Annotated in this window: 22 protein-coding genes and 3 tRNA genes; 5 read left to right on the plus strand and 20 right to left on the minus strand. The window is 57.5% G+C overall.

Annotation, left to right across the window (positions count from 1 at the left end; genetic code table 11):
• Positions 1 to 9: 9 nt before the first annotated feature.
• The 11 genes from nuoG to IEI95_RS19845 form a co-directional block, all read right to left on the minus strand.
• Positions 10 to 2,091, minus strand: a complete 2,082-nt coding sequence (nuoG, locus tag IEI95_RS19795; protein ID WP_156533297.1) for an NADH-quinone oxidoreductase subunit NuoG — start codon at positions 2,089 to 2,091, stop codon at positions 10 to 12.
• A 282-nt stretch (positions 2,092 to 2,373) separates the two neighbouring features.
• Positions 2,374 to 3,105 carry a helix-hairpin-helix domain-containing protein gene (locus IEI95_RS19800; RefSeq protein WP_156533298.1) on the minus strand — a complete coding sequence of 244 codons (732 nt, stop codon included), beginning with the start codon at positions 3,103 to 3,105 and terminating at the stop codon, positions 2,374 to 2,376.
• Positions 3,106 to 3,149: 44 nt separating this feature from the next.
• Positions 3,150 to 4,454 carry an NADH-quinone oxidoreductase subunit NuoF gene (gene nuoF, locus IEI95_RS19805; RefSeq protein WP_015915653.1) on the minus strand — a complete coding sequence of 435 codons (1,305 nt, stop codon included), beginning with the start codon at positions 4,452 to 4,454 and terminating at the stop codon, positions 3,150 to 3,152.
• 3 nt (positions 4,455 to 4,457) lie between these two features.
• Complete coding sequence (nuoE, locus tag IEI95_RS19810) at positions 4,458 to 5,258, minus strand: NADH-quinone oxidoreductase subunit NuoE (protein ID WP_156533299.1); 801 nt, start codon at positions 5,256 to 5,258, stop codon at positions 4,458 to 4,460.
• A gap of 18 nt (positions 5,259 to 5,276) precedes the next feature.
• The gene (locus tag IEI95_RS19815) at positions 5,277 to 5,516 is read right to left on the minus strand and encodes a hypothetical protein (protein ID WP_041696442.1); all 240 of its coding nucleotides are present in this window, start codon (positions 5,514 to 5,516) and stop codon (positions 5,277 to 5,279) included.
• Entirely contained in the window at positions 5,516 to 6,706 is a 1,191-nt protein-coding gene (locus IEI95_RS19820; RefSeq protein WP_071204609.1) for an NADH-quinone oxidoreductase subunit D, read from the minus strand. Before IEI95_RS19820 ends, IEI95_RS19815 begins: the two co-directional genes overlap by 1 nt.
• A gap of 19 nt (positions 6,707 to 6,725) precedes the next feature.
• A complete protein-coding gene (locus IEI95_RS19825; protein ID WP_156533300.1) occupies positions 6,726 to 7,328 on the minus strand; it encodes an NADH-quinone oxidoreductase subunit C in 603 nt (200 codons plus the stop codon).
• A gap of 17 nt (positions 7,329 to 7,345) precedes the next feature.
• On the minus strand, positions 7,346 to 7,933 hold the full coding sequence (locus tag IEI95_RS19830; protein WP_156533301.1) for a NuoB/complex I 20 kDa subunit family protein: 588 nt from the start codon (positions 7,931 to 7,933) through the stop codon (positions 7,346 to 7,348).
• Positions 7,924 to 8,289 (minus strand): NADH-quinone oxidoreductase subunit A, encoded by a 366-nt coding sequence (locus IEI95_RS19835; RefSeq protein ID WP_041697832.1) that lies wholly within the window; start codon positions 8,287 to 8,289, stop codon positions 7,924 to 7,926. Before IEI95_RS19835 ends, IEI95_RS19830 begins: the two co-directional genes overlap by 10 nt.
• Before the next feature lie 225 nt (positions 8,290 to 8,514).
• Positions 8,515 to 8,591 (minus strand) — tRNA-Asp (locus IEI95_RS19840).
• A gap of 61 nt (positions 8,592 to 8,652) precedes the next feature.
• Positions 8,653 to 8,729: transfer RNA gene (locus IEI95_RS19845), tRNA-Asp, on the minus strand.
• Between the two features lie 504 nt (positions 8,730 to 9,233).
• Here IEI95_RS19845 and IEI95_RS19850 point away from each other — a divergent pair.
• Positions 9,234 to 9,309: transfer RNA gene (locus tag IEI95_RS19850), tRNA-Val, on the plus strand.
• A gap of 155 nt (positions 9,310 to 9,464) precedes the next feature.
• Here the strand turns inward: IEI95_RS19850 and IEI95_RS19855 are convergent.
• Positions 9,465 to 10,298 (minus strand): p-hydroxycinnamoyl CoA hydratase/lyase, encoded by an 834-nt coding sequence (locus IEI95_RS19855; RefSeq protein WP_015915645.1) that lies wholly within the window; start codon positions 10,296 to 10,298, stop codon positions 9,465 to 9,467.
• Between the two features lie 11 nt (positions 10,299 to 10,309).
• On the minus strand, positions 10,310 to 11,908 hold the full coding sequence (locus IEI95_RS19860) for an AMP-binding protein (RefSeq protein WP_194416927.1): 1,599 nt from the start codon (positions 11,906 to 11,908) through the stop codon (positions 10,310 to 10,312).
• Between the two features lie 219 nt (positions 11,909 to 12,127).
• Between IEI95_RS19860 and IEI95_RS19865 the strand changes: the two genes are divergently transcribed.
• The gene (locus IEI95_RS19865) at positions 12,128 to 12,646 is read left to right on the plus strand and encodes a MarR family winged helix-turn-helix transcriptional regulator (RefSeq protein ID WP_156533303.1); all 519 of its coding nucleotides are present in this window, start codon (positions 12,128 to 12,130) and stop codon (positions 12,644 to 12,646) included.
• Here the strand turns inward: IEI95_RS19865 and IEI95_RS19870 are convergent, their stop codons facing one another.
• The 6 genes from IEI95_RS19870 to clpP form a co-directional block, all read right to left on the minus strand.
• Positions 12,647 to 13,984: an MFS transporter gene (locus tag IEI95_RS19870; protein WP_156533304.1), complete on the minus strand. Its 1,338-nt coding sequence runs from the start codon at positions 13,982 to 13,984 to the stop codon at positions 12,647 to 12,649. It lies immediately after the preceding gene.
• A complete protein-coding gene (locus IEI95_RS19875) occupies positions 13,981 to 14,166 on the minus strand; it encodes a DUF2256 domain-containing protein (protein ID WP_194416928.1) in 186 nt (61 codons plus the stop codon). The genes IEI95_RS19870 and IEI95_RS19875 overlap by 4 nt, the downstream gene beginning before the upstream one ends.
• 193 nt (positions 14,167 to 14,359) lie before the next feature.
• Positions 14,360 to 14,635: a DNA-binding protein HupB gene (hupB, locus tag IEI95_RS19880; protein WP_015915641.1), complete on the minus strand. Its 276-nt coding sequence runs from the start codon at positions 14,633 to 14,635 to the stop codon at positions 14,360 to 14,362.
• A gap of 327 nt (positions 14,636 to 14,962) precedes the next feature.
• Positions 14,963 to 17,383, minus strand: a complete 2,421-nt coding sequence (gene lon / locus IEI95_RS19885) for an endopeptidase La (protein WP_156538184.1) — start codon at positions 17,381 to 17,383, stop codon at positions 14,963 to 14,965.
• A gap of 587 nt (positions 17,384 to 17,970) precedes the next feature.
• On the minus strand, positions 17,971 to 19,248 hold the full coding sequence (gene clpX / locus IEI95_RS19890) for an ATP-dependent Clp protease ATP-binding subunit ClpX (RefSeq protein ID WP_015915639.1): 1,278 nt from the start codon (positions 19,246 to 19,248) through the stop codon (positions 17,971 to 17,973).
• A 288-nt stretch (positions 19,249 to 19,536) separates the two neighbouring features.
• Positions 19,537 to 20,169 (minus strand): ATP-dependent Clp endopeptidase proteolytic subunit ClpP, encoded by a 633-nt coding sequence (gene clpP / locus IEI95_RS19895; protein ID WP_015915638.1) that lies wholly within the window; start codon positions 20,167 to 20,169, stop codon positions 19,537 to 19,539.
• Positions 20,170 to 20,565: 396 nt separating this feature from the next.
• On the opposite strand from clpP, the gene IEI95_RS19900 reads away from it, so the two are divergent.
• Positions 20,566 to 21,801, plus strand: a complete 1,236-nt coding sequence (locus tag IEI95_RS19900) for a GGDEF domain-containing protein (protein WP_156538185.1) — start codon at positions 20,566 to 20,568, stop codon at positions 21,799 to 21,801.
• 44 nt (positions 21,802 to 21,845) lie between these two features.
• The gene (locus tag IEI95_RS19905) at positions 21,846 to 23,090 is read left to right on the plus strand and encodes a cytochrome P450 (protein WP_194416929.1); all 1,245 of its coding nucleotides are present in this window, start codon (positions 21,846 to 21,848) and stop codon (positions 23,088 to 23,090) included.
• 11 nt (positions 23,091 to 23,101) lie between these two features.
• Here IEI95_RS19905 and IEI95_RS19910 read toward each other — a convergent pair whose 3' ends face one another.
• Complete coding sequence (locus IEI95_RS19910) at positions 23,102 to 23,446, minus strand: cupin domain-containing protein (protein ID WP_015915635.1); 345 nt, start codon at positions 23,444 to 23,446, stop codon at positions 23,102 to 23,104.
• Between the two features lie 389 nt (positions 23,447 to 23,835).
• On the opposite strand from IEI95_RS19910, the gene IEI95_RS19915 reads away from it, so the two are divergent.
• Positions 23,836 to 24,966, plus strand: coding sequence for a metallophosphoesterase (locus tag IEI95_RS19915; protein WP_156533308.1), 1,131 nt, complete (start codon positions 23,836 to 23,838; stop codon positions 24,964 to 24,966).
• The last annotated feature ends 11 nt before the right edge of the window (positions 24,967 to 24,977 follow it).

Raw genomic sequence — 24,977 nt, forward strand, 5'->3', positions numbered from 1 at the left:
CCCTTGCCCTTACTCTGCCGCAGCCTTGAAATTATTGCGGGCCAGTGCCGAACACTCGGCCATCACCGCAGACGCGCGTGCAATCGGGTTTGTCAAATAGAAGTCTTTGATCGGAGACGCAAACCCGGATTGGGTCATGTTCCCGCCTTTTTTCGCCAAGGCGTCGATTTGCGCCGGATTGCCTATGGCAATCTCGTCAAGCGCGGCAAAATGCGGATAGGCCTGATAGAGCTTCTGTCGCAGTTGGCCAAGCGAATCGAACGGCAGCTTCTTGCCGAGCACGTCCGAAAGCGCGCGCAGCACAGCCCAGTCTTCGCGAGCCTCACCCGGCGCGAAACCAGCGCGATTGCCGAGCTGGACGCGACCTTCCGTATTCACCCAAGTGCCCGACTTTTCCGTATAGGCGGCAGCCGGCAAGATAACATCGGCATTCTGGGCGCCGTTATCGCCATGCGAACCAATATAGACAGTCAGCTTTGCGGTCTTGGCCGACAGATCCAGTTCATCGGCGCCGAGCAGGAAGAGGACATCCATTGCACCAGGCATTTCTGCTGCCGTCTTGCCCCCCTGCCCCGGCACGAAACCGAGATCGAGGCCACCGACGCGCGACGCTGCGGTATGCAGAACACCGAAGCCATTCCAGCTCTCGCTGACAGCACCGACGGCAACAGCAAGCGCAGCGACCTGAGCCAGCACGGCAGCGCCGTCACCACGGGTCAAGGCGCCCTGGCCAATGATGATCAACGGCTTGGCAGCCGTCTTCAACGCATCAAAGAAGCTGTTCTTGCCAGCTACCAGATCGGAAAGCGTCTCGCTACCGGCACCAAGATAGCTATAGTCATAACGCAGATCGGCGTTTTCGCCGATTACGCCGATCGGGAAGCCACCACGACGCCACCGCTTGCGGATACGCGCATTCATGACCGCCGCTTCAAGGCGCGGATTGCAACCGATCAATAACAGCGCGTCGGCATCCTCGATACCCTCGATGGTCGAGTTGAGGATATAGGACGAACGCCCAAGAACAGGATCGAGCGCCGTGCCGTCCTGGCGACAATCGTAGCTGGTGGAACCAAGCGAAGTCAGCAGTTCCTTCAGTGCATACATTTCCTCGACGGACGCCAGATCACCAGCAATCGCGCCGATCTTCGAGCCGTTGGTAGCCGAGACGGCAGTCTTGATCTCGGCAAAGGCTTCCGGCCAGGTTGCTGGCTGGAGACGTCCATTGCGCCGCACATAAGGCCGGTCCAGACGCTGGGTCTTCAATCCGTCCCAAATGAAGCGGCTCTTGTCGGAAATCCACTCTTCATTGATGCTGTCATTGACGCGCGGCATGACACGCATCACTTCACGACCGCGCGTATCGACGCGGATCGCCGAACCCAGCGCATCCATCACATCGACCGATTCGGTCTTGCCCAATTCCCACGGACGGGCCGTGAAGGCGAAGGGCTTGGAGGTCAGCGCACCGACCGGGCAGAGATCAACGACATTGCCCTGCAATTCCGAGGTCATTGCCTGTTCGAGATAGGTGGTGATTTCGGCATCCTCGCCACGACCGATCAGGCCGAGTTCGGCAATGCCGGCCACTTCGGTGGTGAAGCGGACGCAGCGCGTGCAGTGAATGCAACGGTTCATCACCGTCTTGACCAGCGGCCCGATATATTTGTCCTCGACGGCGCGCTTGTCCTCGCCATAGCGGGAACTGTCGATACCGAAGGCCATGGCCTGGTCCTGCAAGTCGCATTCGCCGCCCTGGTCACAGATTGGACAATCGAGCGGGTGGTTGATCAGGAGGAACTCCATCACCCCTTCACGCGCCTTCTTGACCATTGGCGTATTGGTATAGACTTCCGGTAACTCGCCATTCGGGCCACCGCGGATATCACGCACACCCATGGCGCAGGACGCTGCCGGCTTTGGCGGGCCGCCCTTCACCTCGACAAGGCACATACGGCAATTGCCAGCGACCGAAAGCCGCTCGTGGAAACAAAAACGCGGAACTTCGGCACCCGCTTCCTCGCACGCCTGAAGCAGCGTGAAATGATCGGGAACCTCGATCTCCTTACCGTCGACTTTCAGCTTTGCCATATTCGCCTTCCTGTCTCACGTCCATCGCAGCCGCCGCTTCTTCAGTCCGGCCAGGAAAATCGCACAGGATTTTCCGCTACGCATGTCTCAGTTCTCGACGGCTCGCCTGCTTTGCATCCCATCAGTCAAGGTGGGATGCATGGCGGCAGAGCGCCCTCAATTCATCCAATAGGCCTTCGCCCATCTTTTCCGTGCAGTGCTTCATACATGAGACACAAAACACGTCGTAACACATTCTATCTCAATCACAATTCCTAAACCGACGCCGTCACACCCGCCTAATCAAGCACCGGTCAGCTTGCGGGCCTGTCCGATCCAGTCATCACGCAGGATGCGACCGTCAAGACCAAGCTCCGCATCAATCCGTGCCGCATCTTCGGGGGTCCAGGTGGCGATATCATCAAGGCCATGAACACCCAGTTTACTGAGCATTTCCTGAACCTTCGGCCCGACACCGCCGATTGCCTTAAGATCAACCTTCTTGCCGCGCCGCCGGGCGGGCTTGACGGCAACAGGCGCCGCCTTCACTTCGGGCTCCTCTACAGGTGTCACAGGCGCGACTGTCGGCTTTTTGGCCGAACGCACTGCCGGGCTTTTTACCGGCTTGGCAGCCTGCGGCTTGCTCTTGGTTTTTGCGACTGGACGGCGTGCGGGTGCTACTTTGGGCTGAACCACTGCATCCGAAACCGGAGCATCGACTGGCTGCAGCTGCGTTTCAGGCTTCAAATTGACCTCTGAAACGGATGCGGCAGCAACCTGATGATCAGCTTTATCTTCCGGCACATCGTCCTTCGTCCGACGGGTAGGCTTGTCCATCATTGTTTGCATGGAACCGAGCATCACACCGGTCATCTGGGTGGCAAAACCGAAACCAAGCACCGTGGCAGCCGCAAAGGCAGCCATCGGATTGGCCATCAGAGCATGCAGCGACGATCCGGCCATCTCAGCACCGCGGCTGGTGTCAGCCGGCTTTGCCGATGCATCCGTTCCCGTCCGTTTCGAAGCCTCAACCATCGCATCACCTTTGTTACTCGGCACCACTGTAACCGGAGCCTTCGTTACTCAGCCGCTTCCATGACCGCGCCATGGTCCATGGCCTTGCGGGTATAGTCATCAATCCTGGCCTCGATCTCAGGCCGGAAATTACGGATCAGACCCTGGATCGGCCAAGCAGCCGCATCGCCAAGCGCGCAGATCGTATGACCTTCGATCTGCTTGGTGACCTGGAACAGCATGTCGATTTCGCGCTTCTGGGCATTGCCCTTCACCATGCGTTCCATCACCCGCCACATCCAGCCGGTCCCTTCACGGCACGGCGTGCATTGGCCGCAGCTCTCATGCTTGAAGAACTGCGACAGCCGGGCAATCGCCTTGATGATATCGGTGGACTTATCCATGACGATAATCGCTGCGGTACCGAACGAGGATTTCACATCACGCAGCCCATCGAAATCCATGGGGACGTCAATAATATCTTCCGCCTTGACCACCGGACAGGACGCACCGCCGGGAATGACAGCCAGAAGATTGTCCCAACCGCCGCGAATGCCGCCGGCATGCCGCTCGATCAGTTCGCGGAACGTGATCCCCATGGTCTCTTCAACCGTGCAGGGCTTGTTGACATGACCGGAGATCATGAACAGCTTGGTGCCAACATTGTTCGGGCGGCCAAAGGACGAGAACCAGCCAGCGCCACGACGCAGGATGGTCGGCGCAACCGCGATCGATTCGACATTGTTGACCGTCGTCGGGCAGCCATAGAGACCCATATTGGCCGGGAACGGCGGCTTCAGGCGTGGCTGGCCCTTCTTGCCTTCAAGGCTTTCGAGCAGAGCCGTTTCCTCGCCGCAGATATAGGCCCCTGCGCCGTGGTGAACGTAAATGTCATAATCCCAGCCGAGCTTGTTGTTTTTGCCCAGCAATCCGTATTCGTAGCACTCGTCGATTGCCGCCTGAAGCGCTTCGCGTTCGCGCATGTATTCGCCGCGCACATAAATATAGGCGGCGTGGGCGCCCATGGCGAAACCGGCGATGACACAGCCTTCCAGCAGCGTATGCGGATCATGGCGCATGATTTCCCGGTCTTTGCAGGTGCCGGGTTCGGACTCATCGGCATTGACGACCAGATAATGCGGGCGACCGTCGCTTTCCTTCGGCATGAAGGACCACTTCAGACCAGTTGGAAAGCCTGCACCGCCACGACCGCGAAGACCGGAGGCCTTCATTTCATTGATGATCCAGTCGCGCCCCTTTTCCAGGATCTGCTTGGTCCCGTCCCAGTGGCCGCGGCTCATCGCGCCTTTCAGGGACTTATCCTTGAGGCCGTAGATATTGGTGAAAATGCGGTCCTTATCCTGTAACATCTCTCACCCCTTGGCCTTGTCGGCAGTGTCGCCGGAGACTTTCGCATTCTCGCTCGCTGCCGGTTTGTCGGTAGCAGGCGTCTTCAGCTTCGGATCGGTAACCGGCGTATCGGTGACCGGGCGGGCCGCGTTGGATGGAGGAACCGCTGCCTCATCCTGCCCTGATTGCCCCTCGCCCCAACGGACCGGGGTGATCTCTTCCGTCAGGCTGGTCAGCCCGCCTTCAGGCGCAGAAAACACCCGCTCAATCTGCGGGCCTGTCTTGACCTCTACACCCTTGCCGGCTTCGAAGGCGTCGATGATTTCTTCGAGACGCTCAGGTGTCAGATCCTCATAAGCGTCCTTGAAAATGATCACCATCGGCGCGTTGACGCAGGCACCCTGACACTCGACTTCTTCCCAGGACAGAGTCCCGGTCGCATTACGCTCCAGAGGCTCCGGATGGATCTTTTTCTTACAGATTTTCATCAGCTCTTCCGAGCCGCGCAGCATACAGGGCGTGGTACCGCAGACCTGGATATGGGCTTTGGTGCCGACCGGCTTCAACTGGAACTGAGTATAAAAGGTCGCCACTTCGAGCACGCGGATATACGGCATGTCGAGCTTGTCCGCGACGAATTCGATCGTCGCCTTGGTAACCCAGCCGTCCTGCTCCTGCGCCCGCATCAACAGCGGGATGACAGCGGATTGCTGACGACCCTCCGGATATTTGCGGATGGTGGCTTCGGCCCAAACGGCATTCTCATCGCTAAAAGCGAAGGATGCGGGCTGGAATTGATCTTCGGCTAAACGACGAACGGACATACTTCCTCACGCCTTATCTCAGTTTTTGAACAGAAGACCTTGATGCGTCGCCATGACAGCATCCCGGCCTGCGTTCAGATTGTCCTTCTCGCGGACGCTGACGAGCAATGCGGCAGAAAGCCCGATTGCCGCCTGCAGAGCAGACGGCCTGGCGGGACAGTGCCGGTCGGTCCCAACGGATTGCAATGCGTAGCGCCAACCTGCAACCGACGTTGCAAGACGAGCACCACACTGCCGATCCGAAAGGATAAGCTGCATCAACGATCCACCTCACCAAACACGATGTCGAGAGACCCCAGCACCGCCGTTACGTCAGCAAGCTGATGACCGCGCGACATGAAGTCCATGGCTTGCAGATGCACGAACCCAGGAGCGCGGATCTTGCAGCGATACGGCTTGTTTGTGCCGTCCGCCACCAGATAGACCCCGAATTCACCCTTCGGCGCCTCGACGGCCGCATAAACTTCGCCAGCCGGTACGTGGAAACCTTCAGTGTAAAGCTTGAAGTGATGGATGAGCGCTTCCATCGACCGCTTCATCTCACCCCGTTTCGGCGGCACAACCTTGCCATCCACAGACGAAACCGGGCCAACGCGCGCATCGCCGAGCAGGCGATTGACGCATTGCTTCATGATCTTCACCGATTCGCGCATTTCCATCATGCGGATCAGATAGCGGTCGTAGCAGTCGCCATTCTTACCGACCGGAATATCGAATTCCATATCGGAATAGCATTCGTAAGGCTGCGAGCGGCGCAAATCCCAAGCCGCACCCGAACCGCGAACCATCACACCTGAGAAGCCCCATTTCCAGGCATCTTCCAGGCTGACGACGCCGATATCGACATTGCGTTGCTTGAAAATCCGGTTCTCGGTCAACAGTCCCTCAATATCATCGAGAACTTTCAGGAAAGGATCGCACCAGGCACCGATATCCTCGACCAGCTGGGCCGGAATATCCTGGTGAATGCCACCGGGACGGAAATAGGCGGCATGCATGCGCGCGCCAGAAGCCCGCTCATAGAACACCATCAGTTTTTCGCGCTCTTCGAAGCCCCAGACCGGTGGCGTCATCGCACCGACGTCCATCGCCTGCGTGGTGACGTTCATGATATGCGACAGGATACGGCCAATTTCGGAATAGAGAACCCGGATCAGCTGGCCGCGGATCGGAATTTCCAGGCCGAGGAGCTTTTCCACCGCCAGGCAATAGGCATGTTCCTGGTTCATCGGCGCGACATAGTCCAGCCGGTCGAAATAGGGCAATGCCTGCAAGTACGTCTTGGCTTCAATCAGCTTTTCGGTGCCACGGTGCAAGAGGCCGATATGCGGATCGACACGCTCGACGATTTCACCGTCCAGCTCCAGCACCAGACGCAAAACGCCGTGCGCGGAGGGATGTTCAGGGCCGAAATTGATCGTGAAGTTACGGACGGAATGTTCAGTCATGGTCTCGCCTTCCGTTCCCTTACTTCGCGGCTTTTTCATCGCCGGGCAGCACGTAATCCGTACCTTCCCAAGGCGAGAGAAAGTCGAAACTACGGAATTCCTGCTTCAACTCAACCGGTTCATAAACCACCCGCTTGACCGTGTCATCATAGCGGACTTCAACAAAGCCTGTCAGCGGAAAATCCTTGCGCAGCGGATGGCCTTCAAAACCGTAATCAGTCAGCAGACGACGCAGATCCGGATGACCGGTAAACATCACGCCATAGAGATCCCAGGCCTCGCGCTCAAACCAGTCAGCGCCCGGAAACAGCGGACAGATCGACGGAACCGGCTTGTCTTCGCTGGTGGACAGCTTGATGCGGATGCGCTGGTTCTGCTTTGGCGCCAGGAAGTGATAGACAACCTCGAAACGCTCGACACGCTCGGGATAATCCACACCGCAGATGTCGATAATATTGATGAAGCCGCAACGGGCGTCGTCACGCAGGAAAGTCACCAGCGCATAGATATTTTCGACGGTCGTGGTGACCGTCAGTTCACCAAAGGCAACGGTGCTCGACAAAGCAAAACCACCGCTGTTTTCGGTGATATGGGATGCCAGCACTTGCAGGGCTTCACTCATTTTGTCGGTCCCTCGCCTTAGCGCTCGATCGTGCCGGTGCGGCGGATTTTCTTCTGAAGCAGCAGGACGCCATAGAGCAGCGCCTCTGCCGTGGGGGGACAGCCCGGCACATAAATGTCGACAGGCACGACCCGGTCACAACCCCGGACGACGGAATAGGAATAGTGGTAGTAGCCGCCGCCATTGGCACAGGAACCCATGGAGATCACATAGCGCGGCTCCGGCATCTGGTCATAGACCTTGCGCAAGGCGGGCGCCATCTTGTTGGTCAGGGTTCCCGCAACAATCATCACGTCCGACTGGCGCGGAGATGCACGCGGTGCAACGCCGAAGCGCTCCATGTCGTAACGCGGGCCGGACGCCTGCATCAGGCCTTCGACGGCGCAGCATGCCAAACCAAACTGCATCCACATCAATGACCCGGTACGCGCCCAGGTGATCAGAGCCTGGGTTGAGGTAACCAGAAACCCTTTGTCAGCCAGCTCATCATTGATCTCGCCGAAAAAAGTGCTGTCATTGCCAATCGGCTTGCCGGTGGCAGGGTCCAGAATACCCTTGGGCTGTGGTGCAACCAGGGTCTGGTGATCGCTTTGGCTCACTCCCATTCCAGGGCTCCCTTCTTCCATTCATATATAAATCCGACGGTCAGCACGCCGAGAAACACCATCATCGACCAGAAACCGAACCAGCCGATCGCACCAAAGGAGACCGCCCAAGGAAACAGGAAGGCAACTTCAAGATCGAAGATGATGAAGAGAATCGACACGAGGTAGAATCGGATATCGAACTTGATGCGGGCATCGTCAAAGGCGTTGAAGCCGCATTCATAGGCCGAAAGCTTTTCCGAGTCGGGTGCCTTGAATGCCACGGCAAACGGCGTCACCAAAAGGGCAATGCCGATAACCATCGCAATTCCGACGAAAACCACGATCGGAAGGTAGGAACTGAGGAGTTCAGTCATCGTATCCATCCTTGCTTGTCAAAACGCCGGGCGACGTTCACGGCAGAATACCGACAAGCCAAAAAGACTGTTGCAACGAGCCGTTGGTTAGCGCAGCCAGCGCCCGTGCGCAAGTGCGCTTCCCGCATTTCGCACATGCACACAAAGACTTTAACACCAAGAGCGAAGGCCGGTATAGAGCACTTCGCAATTCACACAAAATAACAGCTTGGAAAGATAAAGAAATGGCGCGAGTGACGGGGCTCGAACCCGCGACCTCCGGCGTGACAGGCCGGCACTCTAACCGACTGAGCTACACCCGCGCATTGACGATGCCGTGTCAAGGGCATCTGAATGGAAAGCCATTCACTTTTAGTACCAGGATGGCGCGAGTGACGGGGCTCGAACCCGCGACCTCCGGCGTGACAGGCCGGCACTCTAACCAACTGAGCTACACCCGCAATTTCCTGGTGGGAAGCTTGCTTCCCCGCTTACCGATCGTCATCTGCCGTTCGATGAGCGGCTAACTAAGTGGTTCCTTGGTGGGTGTCAAGCAGCATTGAAAACAAAAACGTGACAGAATGATTTTTCGCTGTTGATGGGTAAAAAACACTGGCGCTTGTGCAGCGGCACACTGATCGAAGCAGACAGGAAGAAACCGCAGATCAAACAGCGCTGTCCTTATCCATCACCTGCTTTAGCCCTGCGGCGCGCAGACCGTCCTGGGCTTAACATTCTTTCTCAGCCGCCAGTCCAGACATGAGGCCAAACACCAAGGCACCGCAGAAGCCCCTAGCCTGTTGACAACAGAAGACCCCTTAAGCCCGGAATTGCGGGATTTTTTACCCAACCGTCATCTTGCCGTCGCAAAAAAAGAAAAAAAAGCAAAAAACCCTCTTGCGGTTTTTTCAGCGACCGAATAGATCACAGCCACCGACGCGGCGGGCACGACCCGATGACGCGAAGGGCGATTAGCTCAGTTGGTAGAGCGCCTCGTTTACACCGAGGATGTCGGGAGTTCGAGTCTCTCATCGCCCACCATTCTTCCATTAATATTCATTATTTTAAGGTGTTGCTGGAAACCTCTGCGCCGTTTCCGGTTTCTTTTGGACGAGCTTCGCTCTATTTGGCAAAAAAGACCCGCAGGTGATTCCGCGGGTCTTTCATTCCTATGAATTATCGATGCTTTCGGGAGTTTATTTCCGTTTGTACGCGCCAAGGCCAGGGCGATAGGTCTTGTCATCCAGGAACTGTTTCAGGCCCTCGTCACGGCCCCGGGTCTTGTCCAGCAGCAGCATTTGCTCCAGCTTGGCATAGATATAGTCGTCGGCCAGCTCCCAGGGCATGTTGCGGACGCGCTTGAACGTGTCCTTGGCGGCTTTCATTGTCACAGGATTTTTCTCGAGCAGGCTGGCGCAGAGTTTGCGAACGCGGGTTTCCAGCTCTTCCAGCGGCACCGATTCATTGACCAGGCCCATATCCCGGGCCTTTTCGCCACCAAAGGGCTCACCGGTCATGATGTAATACAGCGAATCACGGTGATTCATCACCTCGGCCACAGCCCGGGTCACATTGCCACCGGGCAGGATGCCCCAGTTGATTTCCGAGAGTCCGAAAGTAGCCTCATTGGCGGCAATCGCCAGATCGCAAGCCACCAGGGGATTGAAGGCTCCGCCGAAGCACCAGCCATTGACCATAGCGATGGTCGGCTTTTCGAAATAGGTCAGGCGCTGCCACCACCCGCCCGATTGGCGGCGGCTTTTCAGAGTTGCGTGGCGGGGTTTGTCGTCATTGTCACGGAAATATTGCTGAAGATCCATGCCGGCAGACCATGAGGTTCCGGCACCACGCAACACCAGCACGCCGCAACGGTCGTCGGCTTCCAGTTCCTCAAGGACTTCCGCCATGCGGATATTCAGCGCCGGGTTCATCGCATTGCGTTTTTCAGGCCGATTGAAGGTCACGAAGGCGATTCGGTCTTCGATGTCGACCAACACGGTGTCTGCGTCGGATTTTTCTGCAACTGTCATGGTATGTCTCCTTATGCGCCGGGCTGTCCGGACGCCGGTGTCGAACTGGATGAAAGGTGAGTATAGGATTGGCGCAAAATGTGCTTCTGCACCTTGCCGGAAGCCGAACGGGGAATGGCATCCACAAACACCACGTGTTTGGGCCGTTTGAAGCTGGCAAGCCGATCAGCGCAATGGCGTAGGATATCGTGATCACGTAGGCCGTCGTTGCCAGCGACGACCAGTGCCAGGCCGACCTCGCCCCATTCGGCATGGGCAAGGCCCATGACTGCGACATCAGCAACGCCGGGATGGGCGGCAATAGCCGCTTCAACCTCAGCCGGATAGACGTTTTCACCGCCGCTGATATACATGTCCTTCAGGCGATCAGCGAGATAGACGACACCGTCCTGGACCCGCGCCATATCGCCGCTGCGAAACCAGCCATCGGTGAAGGCAGCCTCGGTCAGGTCCGGACGGTTCCAATAGCCCTCTGTGACGCTTGGTCCTCGTAGCCAGATTTCACCGATCCCGCCATCGGTGACATCGGCACCATCGAAATCAACAACCCGCGTTTCAAGCAAGGGGGCCGCAAAACCGATACTACCCGGATGACGGGCGATGAGTTGGCGGTCGAGCGGCATATGATAGGCCGTGCCGGTTTCACTCATCCCATAGCCATTGACCAGGGCAATGCCGTCATCGAGAAACCGCTCGATCAGCACCGGTGGCAAAGGCGCGCCACCCAGAAAGATCGCCTTCAAACCCTGCAAAGCAGCCGGGTTCCAATTCGGCGAGTTCCGCAACGTACTGGCCATTTGCGGCACACCACAATAGTGGCTCACGCCGATTTGGGTGTCCGCCATGGTGGCAATCGTTCGTTCGGCGATGAAGCGATCAGAAATGACCAGCCGGGCGCCCATCACCATTGCGGTGCGCGCCAGGGCCACCAACCCGATCGTGTGGAAAAACGGCAAGTCGCAAAGCACGACCGATTCCGGCGTCACCTCACCGACGAAAGCAAAATTCAAGGCGGAGAAAAACAGATTGCGGGCATTAAGCAGCACGCCCTTTGGCACGCCTGTCGTCCCGGATGTGTAGAGAATCACGCAAGTACGGTCGGCAGATGAATAGCGAGGTGCGATTGGCTCCAAACCCGAGGCATTGTCCAGAAAGCCTCCCTTGCCGGTCACACCAAGGCTTTCGACCTCGAAGCTACTACCGGCTTCGGCAAATTCCGCATCGTACAGCAATAGCGTCGGTTCGCAGTCGGCAAGAATCAGCGAAATTTCTCGGGCGCTCAAGCGCCAGTTCAATGGCACGAAGATCGCACCGATCCGCTGGCAGGCAAAACAAACCGCGAATTGGGCAGTGGAATTGCGTCCGAGATAGGCAATACGGGCTGGGCTGTCCTGCCCCGTCCCTGCCCTTGCGATCACATCGTCAAGAGCAGCGGCGCATCGCCCGATCAGCGTATCGAATTCAGAAAATGTCAATGATTGACCGGTTGCCAGCTCCATGACGGCTGGCCGATCTGGACCGCTATTGGCGCGGAAACGGACCGGATCCTCCGCTACCATGCCAGCAAACGCCGAAGTTTCACGCAAACCTGCGCTACCATAGTACGACATATATCCTCCCTGGCCAGTTCTCCCGACGGCCATTTAGTATGTATTACATATTATATTATCTTTCTCGAGGCACAAGTGAAATCTGCGGGATGCACAGGTCAAATATGGCGCTTTGCCTTTTGGGCTTATGGGTTTATCACCGGATAGAGCCGTATCTTATCAGGCTGGAGATGCTACACATCCTCAACCTGAAGGCATTATCGAACATGGATTGAGCGCATGGACGGACCGGAACAGCCGACTGACGATTTCGAAACCCCGGAATTTTCCGGAACTGTGGCCTTCGGCGACCTGGAAAAAGTTCTTGGCTTTCATTTGCGGTTGGCCAATGTGGCGGTGTTCCAGGATTTTCAGGCGACCATGTCGGGGCTGGCTTTAACCCCGAAGCAATTTGCCGTGCTGGAATTGATCGACAACAATGCTGGGGCCAGCCAGATCGATTTTGCCCAAAGCCTGCGCATGGACAAGGCGACCATGATGGCGCTGATCAACAAGCTTGAAGGCCGGGGCGCCGTCGAGCGCCGACCTTCCCTGGTGGATCGCCGGCGCCAGGAACTCTTCGTAACCGAGGAAGGCCAGCGTGTTCTGGCAGCGGCGAAAGAGCTTCGCCATGGCCATGAAGCCCGTTTTACCGAGCGATTTTCGAAAGACGAGCTTGCCCAACTGCTGTCTTTTCTGCGGCGCATCTATCAGGATGGTCGCGCCCTGCCCAAGCCATCCATGACGCCACAGACCTGATCATGATGGGTTTGATATTTCCCTCTGGCGCTGCTCGATTTTCTGTCGAGTGGCTTGCTGGTGCGTGCTGTCGATGGAAAACCGCCACATAAGAGCGATGGCGAAAAGCTTGAACAGAATCGGCAAGAAAGCATAAAGCGCCGAAAGGGCCGAAAGCGCCTGCCCGCTCTGAGTGCCGCTTTCCGGCTGGAAACCAGCCCAAGCCAACAATGGAAAGACAATGCCGGAAGAGAGCGCCAATGCCAGCTTGGTGACGAAACTCCAGGCGGCGAAATACAGCCCGGATCGCTGTTCTCCCGACGCCAATGTGTCCTGATCGATCACATCGGCCTGAATGGCTGGCGGCAGCGCCAGATCGAAGCCGAGCAAGATACCGGTCGCCACGCAAATGCCGAGAAACAACCAGGCGTCTCCCGGCCCCAGCAGGCCGGCCAAGGCAAATATCGCGCAGCTGAGCAGCATGGCCCAGCACCAGGCCCGGTGCTTGCCCAGCCGCCGCGCCACGAAAACCGCAAGCGGCACGCCAGCGACCGCCGAAAGAAAATAAGCAAACAGCAAAGGCCCCTGAAGTTCAGGCGCCTCCAGCCGCGCCGCCACGAAATAAAGAAACAGCGAAGCGGGGATAGCATTGGCCAGTGAATTCGCCAGGAACGCCATGGCCAGCCGCAGGAAGGCGCTATTGGCCAGCAGGAAGCTCACCCCATTCTTCAATGAAAGCCGGGTTTTCGAAAAATCCACCGGTTCCGCCACGCGCCATACCGCAATGGCACCAAAGATTGGCAAGAGCACCGCCACCATAACAGCAATCGCATTCAGGTCCGGCTGGGCGCCTGCCGTGGATGCCTGCCCCAGGAAAGGCAGGGAAATAGCCAGCAGCGTGCCGAGCAGCGTCGTACCCTCACGCCAGGCTGAAAGCCTGACCCGCCCATCGTAGGAGGTCTCGAGTTCGGCACCCCAGGCGGTATAAGGCAGGCTTGTCCAGGTACTGCCAATCGACAGAAGACAACCCCAAACCACCAGATGCGCAAGCCCTGCCCCTTCCGGTGGGTTGAACAGCATGAAAGCGGAGACCGCCGTCAGCGGCAAAGACAATAGAAAGAACAGACGGCGGCGACCGTACCGACCGGGAATCCGGTCCGCGAGCCAACCGATCAGCGGATCGGTTATCGCATCCAGACAGCGAATGGCCAGCAAAGCGGCCCCAATGGCCGACAGAGCAATACCAAACCGCCCGGCATAAACGGACGGAACGATGATATAGAGCGGCAAAGCAATGGCCGCCAAAGGCAGGGCCGGAAGCGCGTAAAATAGCAAAGTCAGGTTCGACAGCGGCTTCATGAGGTGTGCGATACTCTCGAACGGGCCGTCTCCAATTCTCGGCTCGCTGCTCTGCGGTTACGGCAGCGCTCAGAACAGAAGCGAACCTCCTCCCAGCAGCGCGCCCACTTTTTACGCCATGCGAAAGGCCTCTGACAGGCCGCGCAGAGCTTGGTCGGGAGATCGGCTTTCTTGGTGACCACGGGCGCCTCTCTGATGGACCATTGGCAGCTCGTTTGCGGCAGCCATTTTGTATTGAACTCAATGCTATTTCGAAGCAGCGACCATCTTGGATCAGTGAAACGGCAACGAGATGCCTCCTTCCTGCAAAAACACAAAAAACCCGGCTTGAGAGCCGGGTTTTCGGTAGAACTGGCAGGTTTGCCGCAGGCAGGATCAGCTGTTAACAGCGTCCTTCAGGCCCTTGCCGGCCGTGAACTTCGGAACGTTACGGGCCGGAATATCGACTTCCGCGCCAGTCGAAGGATTGCGGCCCTTCGAGGCTTCGCGATGGGAAACCGTGAAGGCGCCAAAACCGGCGAGGCGAATGTCGCCACCATTCTTCAATTCCGCCTGGACGGTGTCGAAGACGGCGTCCACGGCGGAAGCTGCGTCGGCCTTGCTGAGACCGGCCTTATCGGCAACTGCGTTTACGAGTTCGGACTTGTTCATGTTTCCACCCTTTCTGTATGACATGAATATCAAAGCGGCGAAGATGCTAACGCATCCCCGCATCGAGGAACCGCGACCACCGCAAAGCGCCAGGCGCCCGAGAGGATCACAAAGGAATACCGACCGCCATTTTCGATGGCCTCCGGCATGACTCAAAAATTCCAAGTCGGGCGGACAATACTCATGCCCATGCCCGTCGCAAGCCAAAAGCACCGCAATCGCCTGAAAAACAAGGCTTCTGGTGATGTTTGCACAAAAAAGGCTGGCCCGAAGGCCAGCCTTTTCGAAGTTTTTCCGCCAATTGGGCAGGATCGTGGCAAAGACGGCTCAATGCGCCACGGTTGCGCCTGAATCGTCAACGCCTTCGACAGTGCCAACGGCAGGCGTTTCCACGGTGCCATCCCACTCGATCGGCTCCGGTATGCGCACCAGCGCGTGAGCAATAACCTCACCCATCCGGGCGACCGGGACGATCTCAAGATTGTTCTTCACATTGTCTGGAATATCCGCCAGATCCTTGGCGTTTTCTTCCGGGATCAGAACCTTCTTGATACCGCCGCGAAGCGCTGCCAGCAGCTTTTCCTTCAAGCCACCAATCGGCAAGACGCGACCACGCAGGGTGATCTCACCCGTCATCGCCACGTCCTTGTTGACCGGAATGCCCGTCATGATCGAAACAATGGCGGTTGCCATTGCCACGCCAGCCGATGGACCGTCCTTAGGTGTCGCACCTTCCGGCACGTGGACGTGAATGTCCGACTTGTCAAAGCGCGGAGGCTCAATTCCGAAATCGACGGCGCGCGAGCGGACATAGGATGCCGCCGCCGAAATCGATTCCTTCATCACTTCCTTCAGATTGCCGGTCACCGTCATGCGGCCCTTACCGGGCATCATCACACCTTCAATGGTCAGCAATTCGCCGCCCACTTCCGTCCAGGCAAGACCGGTGACGATACCAACCTGATCCTCGCCTTCGGCCTCACCATGACGATAGCGCGGCACACCGAGATAATCGTTGATGCTGGCCGCCGTGACGGCCACAGAGGTCGACTTGCCCTTGATGATCTCGGTCACAGCCTTGCGGGCGACCTTCATCAATTCACGCTCGAGACTGCGCACACCTGCCTCGCGGGTATATTGCTGGATGATCGAGACAATCGCATCATCCGCCAGCGAGAACTCTTCCGGGCGCAGCGCATGTTCCTTGATCGCCTTTGGCAGAAGATGCCGCTTGGCAATCTGGAGCTTTTCGTCCTCGGTGTAACCGGCAATACGAATGATTTCCATGCGGTCCATCAGCGGGCCGGGAATATTCAGCGTATTGGCTGTCGTGATGAACATCACGTTGGACAGATCGTATTCGACCTCCAGGTAATGGTCCATGAAGGTCGAGTTCTGTTCCGGATCCAGCACCTCAAGCAGAGCCGATGACGGATCGCCACGGAAATCCTGGCCCATCTTGTCGATTTCGTCGAGCAGGAACAGCGGGTTCGACCGCTTGGCCTTCTTCATCGACTGCACGACCTTGCCGGGCATGGAGCCAATGTAGGTCCGGCGGTGACCGCGGATCTCGGCCTCATCACGCACGCCGCCCAGCGCCATGCGGACATATTCACGTCCTGTGGCCTTGGCAATCGAGCGGGCGAGCGAGGTCTTGCCGACGCCCGGAGGACCGACAAGGCACAGGATTGGCCCCTTGAGCTTGGTGGCGCGCGCCTGCACGGCCAGATACTCGACGATCCGTTCCTTGACCTTGTCGAGGCCGAAATGGTCCTCATCCAGGATCTTCTCGGCGGCGTTGAGGTCGATCCGCACCTTGGACTTCTTGTTCCAGGGCAGGCCGAGCAGCCAGTCGAGGTAGTTACGCACGACAGTGGCTTCCGCCGACATCGGGCTCATATGCTTGAGCTTTTTCAGCTCCGCATCAGCCTTGTCCTTGGCTTCCTTGGACAGCTTGGTCTTGGCAATGCGCTCTTCCAGTTCGGCCATCTCGTCGCGGCCTTCCTCGCCGTCGCCGAGTTCCTTCTGGATCGCCTTCATCTGCTCATTCAGGTAATATTCGCGCTGGGTCTTTTCCATCTGGCGCTTGACGCGCGAGCGAATACGCTTCTCCACCTGGAGAACGGAAATTTCGCCCTCCATGAAGCCGAGCGCCTTTTCAAGCCGTGTCTTGATACTCACCGTTTCCAGCATTTCCTGCTTTTCGGTGATCTTGATCGACAGATGTGAGGCAACCGTATCGGCCAGCTTCGAATAGTCTTCGATCTGGCTGGCAGCCCCCACCACTTCTGGCGAGATCTTCTTGTTCAGCTTGACGTAATTTTCAAACTCCGACACCACAGACCGGCTTAGAGCCTCGACTTCAACCGGATCTTCGGCGGGTTCGGGCAACAGATCGGCATGGGCCTCGTAGAAGTCCTCACGTCCGGTATAGCCAGAGATCCGGGCGCGCGCCTTGCCTTCGATCAGCACCTTGACGGTGCCGTCAGGCAATTTCAAAAGCTGCAATACATTGGCGACAGTGCCAACCTCATAGATGGCATCTGCCGATGGATCGTCATCGCTTGCATTGATCTGGGTGGCCAGCATGATCTGCTTGTCAGAGCCCATGACTTCTTCGAGGGCACGAATAGACTTCTCGCGCCCTACGAAGAGCGGCACGATCATGTGCGGGAACACCACGATGTCACGCAGCGGCAATACCGGGTAGGTATTGGTATCGCCGGTGACAGAGGTCACTTTAGTCATTCCAGTTCCTTTCATCGTCCCGTTGCCGGGACCCAAATCCGCGCTCAAAAGCCGCGGGGGACATGGTCCTGTCTCACCGGTTAAAGTGGAGACCCAAGAGCTAAAATTCAAGCCTTTGTGCCCTGTGCCACCACCGTGGCGCAACAGCTTGAGGCCTGTTGCATGATTCCGGCTCAGACCCATCAGGGTCGAGCCCATCATGCTGAAACACAATACAAATGGTTGATTGACGCGACAGCAAACAACAACAAAACGCACCGGCGCGGCCCAACCATGGCGACCAAAGCCGCCCTACCCTGATGCGCGCGCCAGGCATTCCAGCATCCGAAGAGATCAAACACTCGCCCGGGGCAAACCTGCCTTCGACCGAATCTGTCACATCGCGCGAAGCACCTTGTAATAGTCATAAACTATTCAAAAACGCCCTGCAAACGACTTAGAGTTTGGCAGGGAAAAGTGGGACCCTGTATTCCCGAAAAGACAACTGACGAGAAACATAGATCAAAGCACCTAAACGACCCCCACCCCGTAGAAACGCCGAAGCCCGCACGCGGCGGGCTTCAAAGCTCTTCAGAGACTGCGGAGGGTCACGCCGAAGCGTTGGCCTTTTCTTCCTGGCGATCCGCATAGATGTAGAGCGGACGGGCGGCACCGCGCACCACTTCATCGGAAATCACCACTTCGCGCACACCTTCAAGTTCAGGCAGTTCGAACATCGTGTCGAGCAGGATCTTTTCCATGATCGAGCGCAGGCCGCGAGCGCCGGTCTTGCGGGTAATTGCCTTGCGGGCGATTTCGCGTAGCGCGTCCTCGTGGAAGGACAATTCAACGTCCTCCATTTCGAACAGGCGCTGATACTGCTTGACCAGTGCATTCTTTGGCTCGGACAGGATCTGGATAAGTGCATCCTCGTCCAGGTCTTCCAGCGTCGCCAGAACCGGCAAACGACCGATGAATTCCGGGATCAGGCCGAACTTGACCAGATCTTCCGGTTCCAGTTCGCGCAGCACTTCGCCGACGCGACGATCTTCCGGCGACACAACCGTCGCACCGAAGCCGATCGAGGTCTTTTCGCCACGAGCCGAGATGATCTTGTCGAGACCGGCAAAAGCACCACCGCAGATGAACAGGATATTGGTCGTATCCACCTGGAGGAATTCCTGCTGCGGATGCTTGCGACCGCCCTGGGGAGGAACCGAAGCGACAGTGCCTTCCATGATCTTCAGCAGCGCCTGCTGTACGCCTTCGCCAGACACGTCGCGGGTAATCGACGGGTTGTCGGACTTGCGGCTGATCTTGTCGACTTCGTCGATATAGACAATGCCGCGCTGGGCGCGCTCGACATTGTAATCGGCCGATTGCAGCAGCTTCAGGATGATGTTTTCAACGTCTTCACCGACATAGCCGGCTTCTGTCAGCGTTGTCGCATCCGCCATGGTGAAGGGCACATCGATGATGCGCGCCAAAGTCTGGGCAAGATAGGTCTTGCCGCAACCGGTTGGCCCGACCAGCAGGATGTTTGACTTCGCCAGTTCTACATCGCCACCCTTTGAGGCATGCGAGAGGCGCTTGTAATGATTGTGGACAGCAACGGACAGGATTTTCTTGGCCTGTCTCTGGCCGATCACATATTCGTCGAGGATCTTGATGATGTCCTGCGGTGTCGGCACGCCATCGCGCGACTTGACCATCGAACTCTTGTTTTCCTCGCGGATGATATCCATGCAGAGTTCGACGCATTCATCGCAGATGAAAACCGTCGGGCCGGCAATCAGTTTCCGGACCTCGTGCTGGCTCTTGCCGCAGAACGAACAATACAGGGTATTCTTCGAGTCACCGCCGTTGCTTCCGCTGACCTTGCTCATAACTTTTTCCTTCCAGCACGCCGCACCGCCATTTACCGGCTCGCGGTCTAGTCATGTCGCCCGATACCGCACGCCCGGCCATCCGGGCGAAATTCGGTTCAGAGGTACTATTCAGCTCTCAAAAGTCACATTCATGAGCTGACGGCAACGAGAACCTCTGAGAATATTCAGGCTATGTCATAAAAGCTCAACATAGCCTTAATAACTATTAGCGCTTTCGGCGGCAGTTTAAACCCCCTGGATGGATCCGGCCTTGCGTTTCCATCGAAAGCCCACCGCCAAAAGACATCAAGAAGGCGTTACCCCTTCGATTTCGGAGCGCGTCGTCAGGATCTTGTCGATCAGACCCCAATCCTTGGCTTCCGTGGATTCCATGAAGTGGTCGCGGTCAAGCGTGTGCTCGACTTCTTCCAGCGTGCGGCCAGTGTGCTTGACATAAACCTCGTTCAAGCGACGCTTCATCTTGATGATGTCGCGGGCATGACGCTCGATATCGGAAGCCTGACCCTGGAAACCGCCGGACGGCTGATGCACCATGATGCGCGCATTGGGGGTCGCAAAGCGCATGCCCTTTTCGCCGGCCGCCAGAAGCAGCGATCCCATCGAGGCGGCCTGGCCGACGCACAGCGTCGAGACGGCCGGGCGGATGAACTGCATCGTATCGTAGATCGCCATGCCGGCCGTCACGACACCGCCGGGAGAATTGATGTAGATCGCGATTTCCTTCTTCGGATTTTCCGCTTCCAGAAACAGCAGCTGGGCGCAGACAAGCGACGCCATATGATCCTCGACCGGTCCGGTCAGGAAAATGATGCGCTCCTTCAACAGACGCGAGTAGATGTCGTAGGACCGTTCGCCGCGATTGGTCTGCTCCACAACCATAGGCACCAGAGCCATGGCGGTATCAACTGGATTTCTCATGTCCGTCCTTTTCAACCCATTTCCGAAGCCTGTCAGGCCCGATGCCGATCCGGGCTGAGGGAATCAATTCAAATGCTGTCAATCCCTACATAGAGTGTTCGCCCCCAACACTTCAAGACGCGAGCACACGATATCCTTAATCGCTTGCATGGATTGGTTCTCGCATTCTCGCTGTTTTAACGAAAGCGGCCCATGGGCGGTGGCTTGCCCGGCCAAGCCATACACAGAAAATCGACAACATGGTGAATAGGGCGTGATAGGTCCAATCGGAATTTGCAACCAAAAGAAAAAATCGATTATGATCACCGATAGATCATCCCGGCTTTCATTCGGAAGCATAAAACCAGAGAATGACGAGGGCCGACCGCCTTGCTCGACATCAAGACAGCTTTTTTGATGTGGGGGACCCAGGCGATCACGCTGGCGGTCCTGCTGATCACCATATGGCTGCGCGCGCCACGGCATCGCTATTATGGTTACATGGCCATCGGGTTTGCCTGTCACGGCATTGGCGCAATGCTGATCGCGCTTCGCAACGACCTGCCGCCGCCTGTGGCAATTTACGGCGGCAACGCCATCGTGCTGTGCGGCTTCTGTTTCTGGATCTGTGCGCTGCGGCTGTTTGACGGGCGCAAACCCGGCTGGTGGATCGCGGCACCGCTGCTGCTCTGGGGCCTCCTCCTGATCCATCCGGTTATACGGGATACCTACGCCTATCGTCTGGCGACCCATCAATTTGCCAGCATGCTTTGTTTCGTGATGCTCGCGGTCACGGCCATGACGTCGCGCATGACAGCACGGAAATATCGTCGGATGCTTGCGGCCTTGTGGACACTGCAAGCGCTGTCATGTGCGGTGATCGGTTCCGCCAGCCTGATCGGCATGCCGGAAGGCCAGCATGAGGTTGCCCTCAGCGACTATATCGGCCTGTTCGTCATTGTCTGCCTGGTGTCGGCCATGGTGCTTCTGGCCCGAATCGTCATGGACCGGAACGAACGGGAACTTAAGCAATTGTCGCGCACCGATCCCCTCACCGGCGCGCTGAACCGGCGCGGCTTGATCGAGACCGTAGGCGAGCTGAAACACACGGTCGCCAGGGACCGGCTTCTGGCACTTCTGGTGTTCGATCTCGATTATTTCAAACATATCAATGATACATTCGGCCATCAGGCGGGTGATACTGTCTTGTCCAGCTTTGCGCAGATGACAGGTGGCGCGCTTGGCAATGACGCGATTTTCGCCCGCTCCGGCGGCGAGGAATTCTGCGCCGTCATGGCTGTTGCGGACCTGCGCCAAGCTGCCGGTGTTGCCGAGCGGATCCGCTACATGATTGCCTCAACACCGATCACCACAGAACAGGGCGTTGTCAGGCTGACCACCAGCATTGGCCTCTCAGCGGCCACTGTCGAGGCCTTCGACTTCGATACAGCCATGCGTCAGGCGGATCACGGCCTCTATACGGCCAAAGCAGATGGCCGTAACAGAACTGCCGTGGCACGCGGGGAAACCGTTTTTTGCCTGACGCCCAACGAGGAACGCGGCACACCGGCGGCAATCGACAATGAAGCAGACCGTCAGGTCGCAGCCCTGCGCCGTCTCAGCCAGCGTTCGACACAGCAACATCTCGAGTGAGGAGGCTCTTTCAGCCTCGTCAAGAAAGCATCCACGAACCGATCATGCCGCATTCCTCGTTTTTCTCCGTCGATTCCCACCAGAGATCGGTCAGTCTCGACACTGGTCATCCCGGTTTTTTCGAAGTCCCGAATGCGGTCTATGCCACGCTGCATGCCCAGGCGCCGACATTTTTCTGGCGTGAACAGCAGCAATGGTTTTTCACCGGTTACGATCTGGTCAATGGTTTGTTGCGCGACAAGCGGTTCGGTCGGCAGATCCTACAGATCGCCAGCCGTGAAGAGCTGGGCTGGCAGGAGCCTGCCGCCCATACGAGAGCCTTCGATGCTGCCGAGGCATGGTCACTGCTGGAATTGGAGCCCCCGGAACATACGCGGCTGCGGACGCTGGTTAACCGCGCTTTCGTGTCCCGCCATGTCGAGAAAATGACGCCGGATATTCTCGCGCTCGCCAACAGCTTGATCGATGATTTCGAAGCGCAAGGCAAAACGGAATTGCTGTCTTCCTTCGCCGAAATTATTCCGGTGACAATGATTGCCAGGATGATCGGCATTCCCGACGAGATGGGGCCGCAATTGCTGGCCTGGAGCCATGATTATGTCGGCATGTATGTGTTCAACCGCACCCGCGCCCATGAGGATGCCGCCGAGCGCGCGGCCCGGGAGTTTTCCGATTATCTGCGCGGTGTCATTGCCGAGCGCCGCAGCGAGCCGCGTGACGACCTGCTCAGCCACATGATCCATACCGAGCATAAGGGCCAGCATCTCACCGATGACGAGCTGATCTCAACGACCGTGGTCCTGCTCAATGCCGGACATGAAGCGACCGTCCACCAGATCGGCAATGCGGTGCGGATCATTCTCGAAAGCGGCCTGGACCCAACAGGGTTGTTTGGCGATACAGCCGCCACCGAGCGGACGGTCGAGGAATGTCTGCGGATCTGCGCGCCGGTGCATATTTTCCAGCGCTATTGCCTGGAGCCTTGCGAGATCGATGGTGTCTCCCTCAGCCAAGGCGACAAGATCGGCCTGATCCTGGCCGCGGCCAATCTCGACCCACGCAAATTTCCAGATCCTCTGACCTTCAAGCCGCAGCGCAGTGACGGTGCCAATCTTTCTTTCGGCGCTGGCATTCATTTCTGCATCGGTGCGCCACTCGCCCGGCTGGAACTGTCACTGGTGCTGCCGCTGCTGTTCCAGCGACTGCCAGGTCTGGCGCTGGCAGGCACCCCAAAAGTCAAGGATCTCTATCATTTCCACGGGTTGGAAAAGCTCGATCTCGTTTGGTAACGGCAGCCGCCTCAAAAACGAACGACGTAATCCTTCGTCGTGGTTTCCACCACTTCCCAAAGACCAGTGAAGCCGGGCCGCAGAATCATCCTGTCACCCTTGCGCAGATGCATCGGCTCACCACCGTCTTCCGTGACGATGGAATAGCCTTCCAAAACGGAAAAATACTCCCATTCGTCGTAGACGATCCGCCAAGTGCCAGGTGTGGATTGCCAGACCCCGGCATAGAGCCCTTGACCGGGCTCATCGATACTCCAGGTCAGGAAGCGCGGATCTCCAGCGACCAGCCTGTCCGGGGCGGGAGCGCCCTCTTCCGGTTGAACGGCGGACAAATCGAAGCGAAGCGATGTGATCATGATCTCTGTCTCGCACATCCATTAAATGGGGTTCATCAATGCCATCAATTGTCGGCAATGCTGATTTGATTGCAGAATAGACATGGCTGCGCCAAATGTCTCCACCAAGACAGCGATTTCCGTATCTGTACGGCAGCAAGCTGCATGATTTCCTTCTACAGCCATAACCCGTTTAAAGAATCATGCAACAGCATCACTGATCCAGATCGGCGTTTCCGCCGTTGTAGCCGATGAACTCTTGTCTAACGCACACGTGCGAACAACATTCTAAACCCTGACCAAATCAAGTCGCTTTATACTGCGACCTCCGATCGTGACAGTGAAGAAGCCGGAAACAACAACACGGAACAGGTCGCGTTGCCCGTCTACACCCCGAAAGAATAGAATTGATGTTTCATCTCATTTTTGGACTTCCCTGGCTGATCGTCGCCATCCGCTTCATCCAGCCCCTGCCCTGGATCTGGTCGGCGAAGGTGGCGCTGGCGGTTCTTCTGTTGATCGCCTCGCAATATCATTTCTTCAGCCGCCTCTCGTCCGGTTCGGTGTTTTCGCCTGAATTCCCGCGCCCGCTGATTATCGCGTTCAATCTCCTGTTTGGCGCAATCGTCCTGCTCGCCGTGTTCCAGATCGTGCTGGACGTTATTTCGCTTGTGATCATGCTGTTCAAGGGTAATTTCCCGTCGATTCCGGCCAGTCTGCGGTATGCCCTTGGAGGCGTAGCGCTGTGCCTTTCCGCATACGCGGTCAGTCAGGCAATCCGGGTGCCGCCGTTAAAGGACATCGAAATTCCAATTGCAGGACTACCACCGGCATTTGACGGCTACCGCATCGTGCAACTGACCGACCTCCACATCAGCCGCCTGTTCCCTGCCCGCTGGACCGAGGAGGTCGTATCGAAAACCAACGGGCTCGATGCCGACCTCATCGTCATCACCGGAGACTTTATCGACGGTGACGTTGCCAGCCGGCAGGATGATGTCGCACCGCTTGCAAACTTGCGGGCGCGCGACGGCGTCTACGCCATTCCTGGCAACCACGAATACTTCTTCAATTTCCAGGGCTGGATGGCCCATCTCGCGACCTTGAAGATGAACATGCTCTCGAACGCCCATGCTGTGATCACAAAAGGCGATGCAAAAATCGCCTTGGCAGGCGTGACGGATCGCTCCGCCGCCGCGCACGGCGCTCCAGCCCCGGACCTCGCAGCGGCACTCCAGGGAGCACCTGCAGATGCGCCAATCATTCTCCTCGACCATCAGCCGATGTCGGCAGCCAAGGCGGCCGCGTCAGGGGTTGCGCTTCAACTGTCGGGTCATACGCATGGTGGCATGGTTCTGGGCCTTGACCGGCTAGTCGCCCGTGCCAATAACGGCTTTGTTTCGGGCCGCTATGGCATCGGTGGCATGACGCTCTATGTCAACAATGGCACGGCACTCTGGCCCGGCTTTGCGCTCAGGCTCGGCGTACCCTCAGAACTGACCAGGATTACCCTGAGAGCTCAGAGACCAAACGGGATATAGAGCATTGCAGC

Origin of the sequence: Agrobacterium vitis, assembly GCF_014926405.1 — a bacterium.
GTDB classification, from domain to species: Bacteria; Pseudomonadota; Alphaproteobacteria; order Rhizobiales; family Rhizobiaceae; genus Allorhizobium; species Allorhizobium vitis_H.

Excerpts from the sequence above, each read along its gene's own strand:
- clpX (WP_015915639.1), bottom strand. The coding sequence starts at position 19,248 with ATGAGCAAGGTCAGCGGAAGCAACGGCGGTGACTCGAAGAATACCCTG.
- IEI95_RS19830 (WP_156533301.1), bottom strand. The coding sequence starts at position 7,933 with ATGGGAGTGAGCCAAAGCGATCACCAGACCCTGGTTGCACCACAGCCC.
- nuoF (WP_015915653.1), bottom strand. The coding sequence starts at position 4,454 with ATGTTACAGGATAAGGACCGCATTTTCACCAATATCTACGGCCTCAAG.
- IEI95_RS19915 (WP_156533308.1), top strand. The coding sequence starts at position 23,836 with ATGTTTCATCTCATTTTTGGACTTCCCTGGCTGATCGTCGCCATCCGC.
- IEI95_RS19800 (WP_156533298.1), bottom strand. The coding sequence starts at position 3,105 with ATGGTTGAGGCTTCGAAACGGACGGGAACGGATGCATCGGCAAAGCCG.
- IEI95_RS19905 (WP_194416929.1), top strand. The coding sequence starts at position 21,846 with ATGCCGCATTCCTCGTTTTTCTCCGTCGATTCCCACCAGAGATCGGTC.
- IEI95_RS19865 (WP_156533303.1), top strand. The coding sequence starts at position 12,128 with ATGGACGGACCGGAACAGCCGACTGACGATTTCGAAACCCCGGAATTT.
- IEI95_RS19855 (WP_015915645.1), bottom strand. The coding sequence starts at position 10,298 with ATGACAGTTGCAGAAAAATCCGACGCAGACACCGTGTTGGTCGACATC.
- hupB (WP_015915641.1), bottom strand. The coding sequence starts at position 14,635 with ATGAACAAGTCCGAACTCGTAAACGCAGTTGCCGATAAGGCCGGTCTC.
- clpP (WP_015915638.1), bottom strand. The coding sequence starts at position 20,169 with ATGAGAAATCCAGTTGATACCGCCATGGCTCTGGTGCCTATGGTTGTG.
- lon (WP_156538184.1), bottom strand. The coding sequence starts at position 17,383 with ATGACTAAAGTGACCTCTGTCACCGGCGATACCAATACCTACCCGGTA.
- IEI95_RS19870 (WP_156533304.1), bottom strand. The coding sequence starts at position 13,984 with ATGAAGCCGCTGTCGAACCTGACTTTGCTATTTTACGCGCTTCCGGCC.
- nuoG (WP_156533297.1), bottom strand. The coding sequence starts at position 2,091 with ATGGCAAAGCTGAAAGTCGACGGTAAGGAGATCGAGGTTCCCGATCAT.
- IEI95_RS19900 (WP_156538185.1), top strand. The coding sequence starts at position 20,566 with ATGTGGGGGACCCAGGCGATCACGCTGGCGGTCCTGCTGATCACCATA.
- IEI95_RS19835 (WP_041697832.1), bottom strand. The coding sequence starts at position 8,289 with ATGACTGAACTCCTCAGTTCCTACCTTCCGATCGTGGTTTTCGTCGGA.
- IEI95_RS19820 (WP_071204609.1), bottom strand. The coding sequence starts at position 6,706 with ATGACTGAACATTCCGTCCGTAACTTCACGATCAATTTCGGCCCTGAA.
- IEI95_RS19910 (WP_015915635.1), bottom strand. The coding sequence starts at position 23,446 with ATGATCACATCGCTTCGCTTCGATTTGTCCGCCGTTCAACCGGAAGAG.
- IEI95_RS19860 (WP_194416927.1), bottom strand. The coding sequence starts at position 11,908 with ATGTCGTACTATGGTAGCGCAGGTTTGCGTGAAACTTCGGCGTTTGCT.
- nuoE (WP_156533299.1), bottom strand. The coding sequence starts at position 5,258 with ATGTCCGTTCGTCGTTTAGCCGAAGATCAATTCCAGCCCGCATCCTTC.
- IEI95_RS19825 (WP_156533300.1), bottom strand. The coding sequence starts at position 7,328 with ATGAGTGAAGCCCTGCAAGTGCTGGCATCCCATATCACCGAAAACAGC.
- IEI95_RS19815 (WP_041696442.1), bottom strand. The coding sequence starts at position 5,516 with ATGCAGCTTATCCTTTCGGATCGGCAGTGTGGTGCTCGTCTTGCAACG.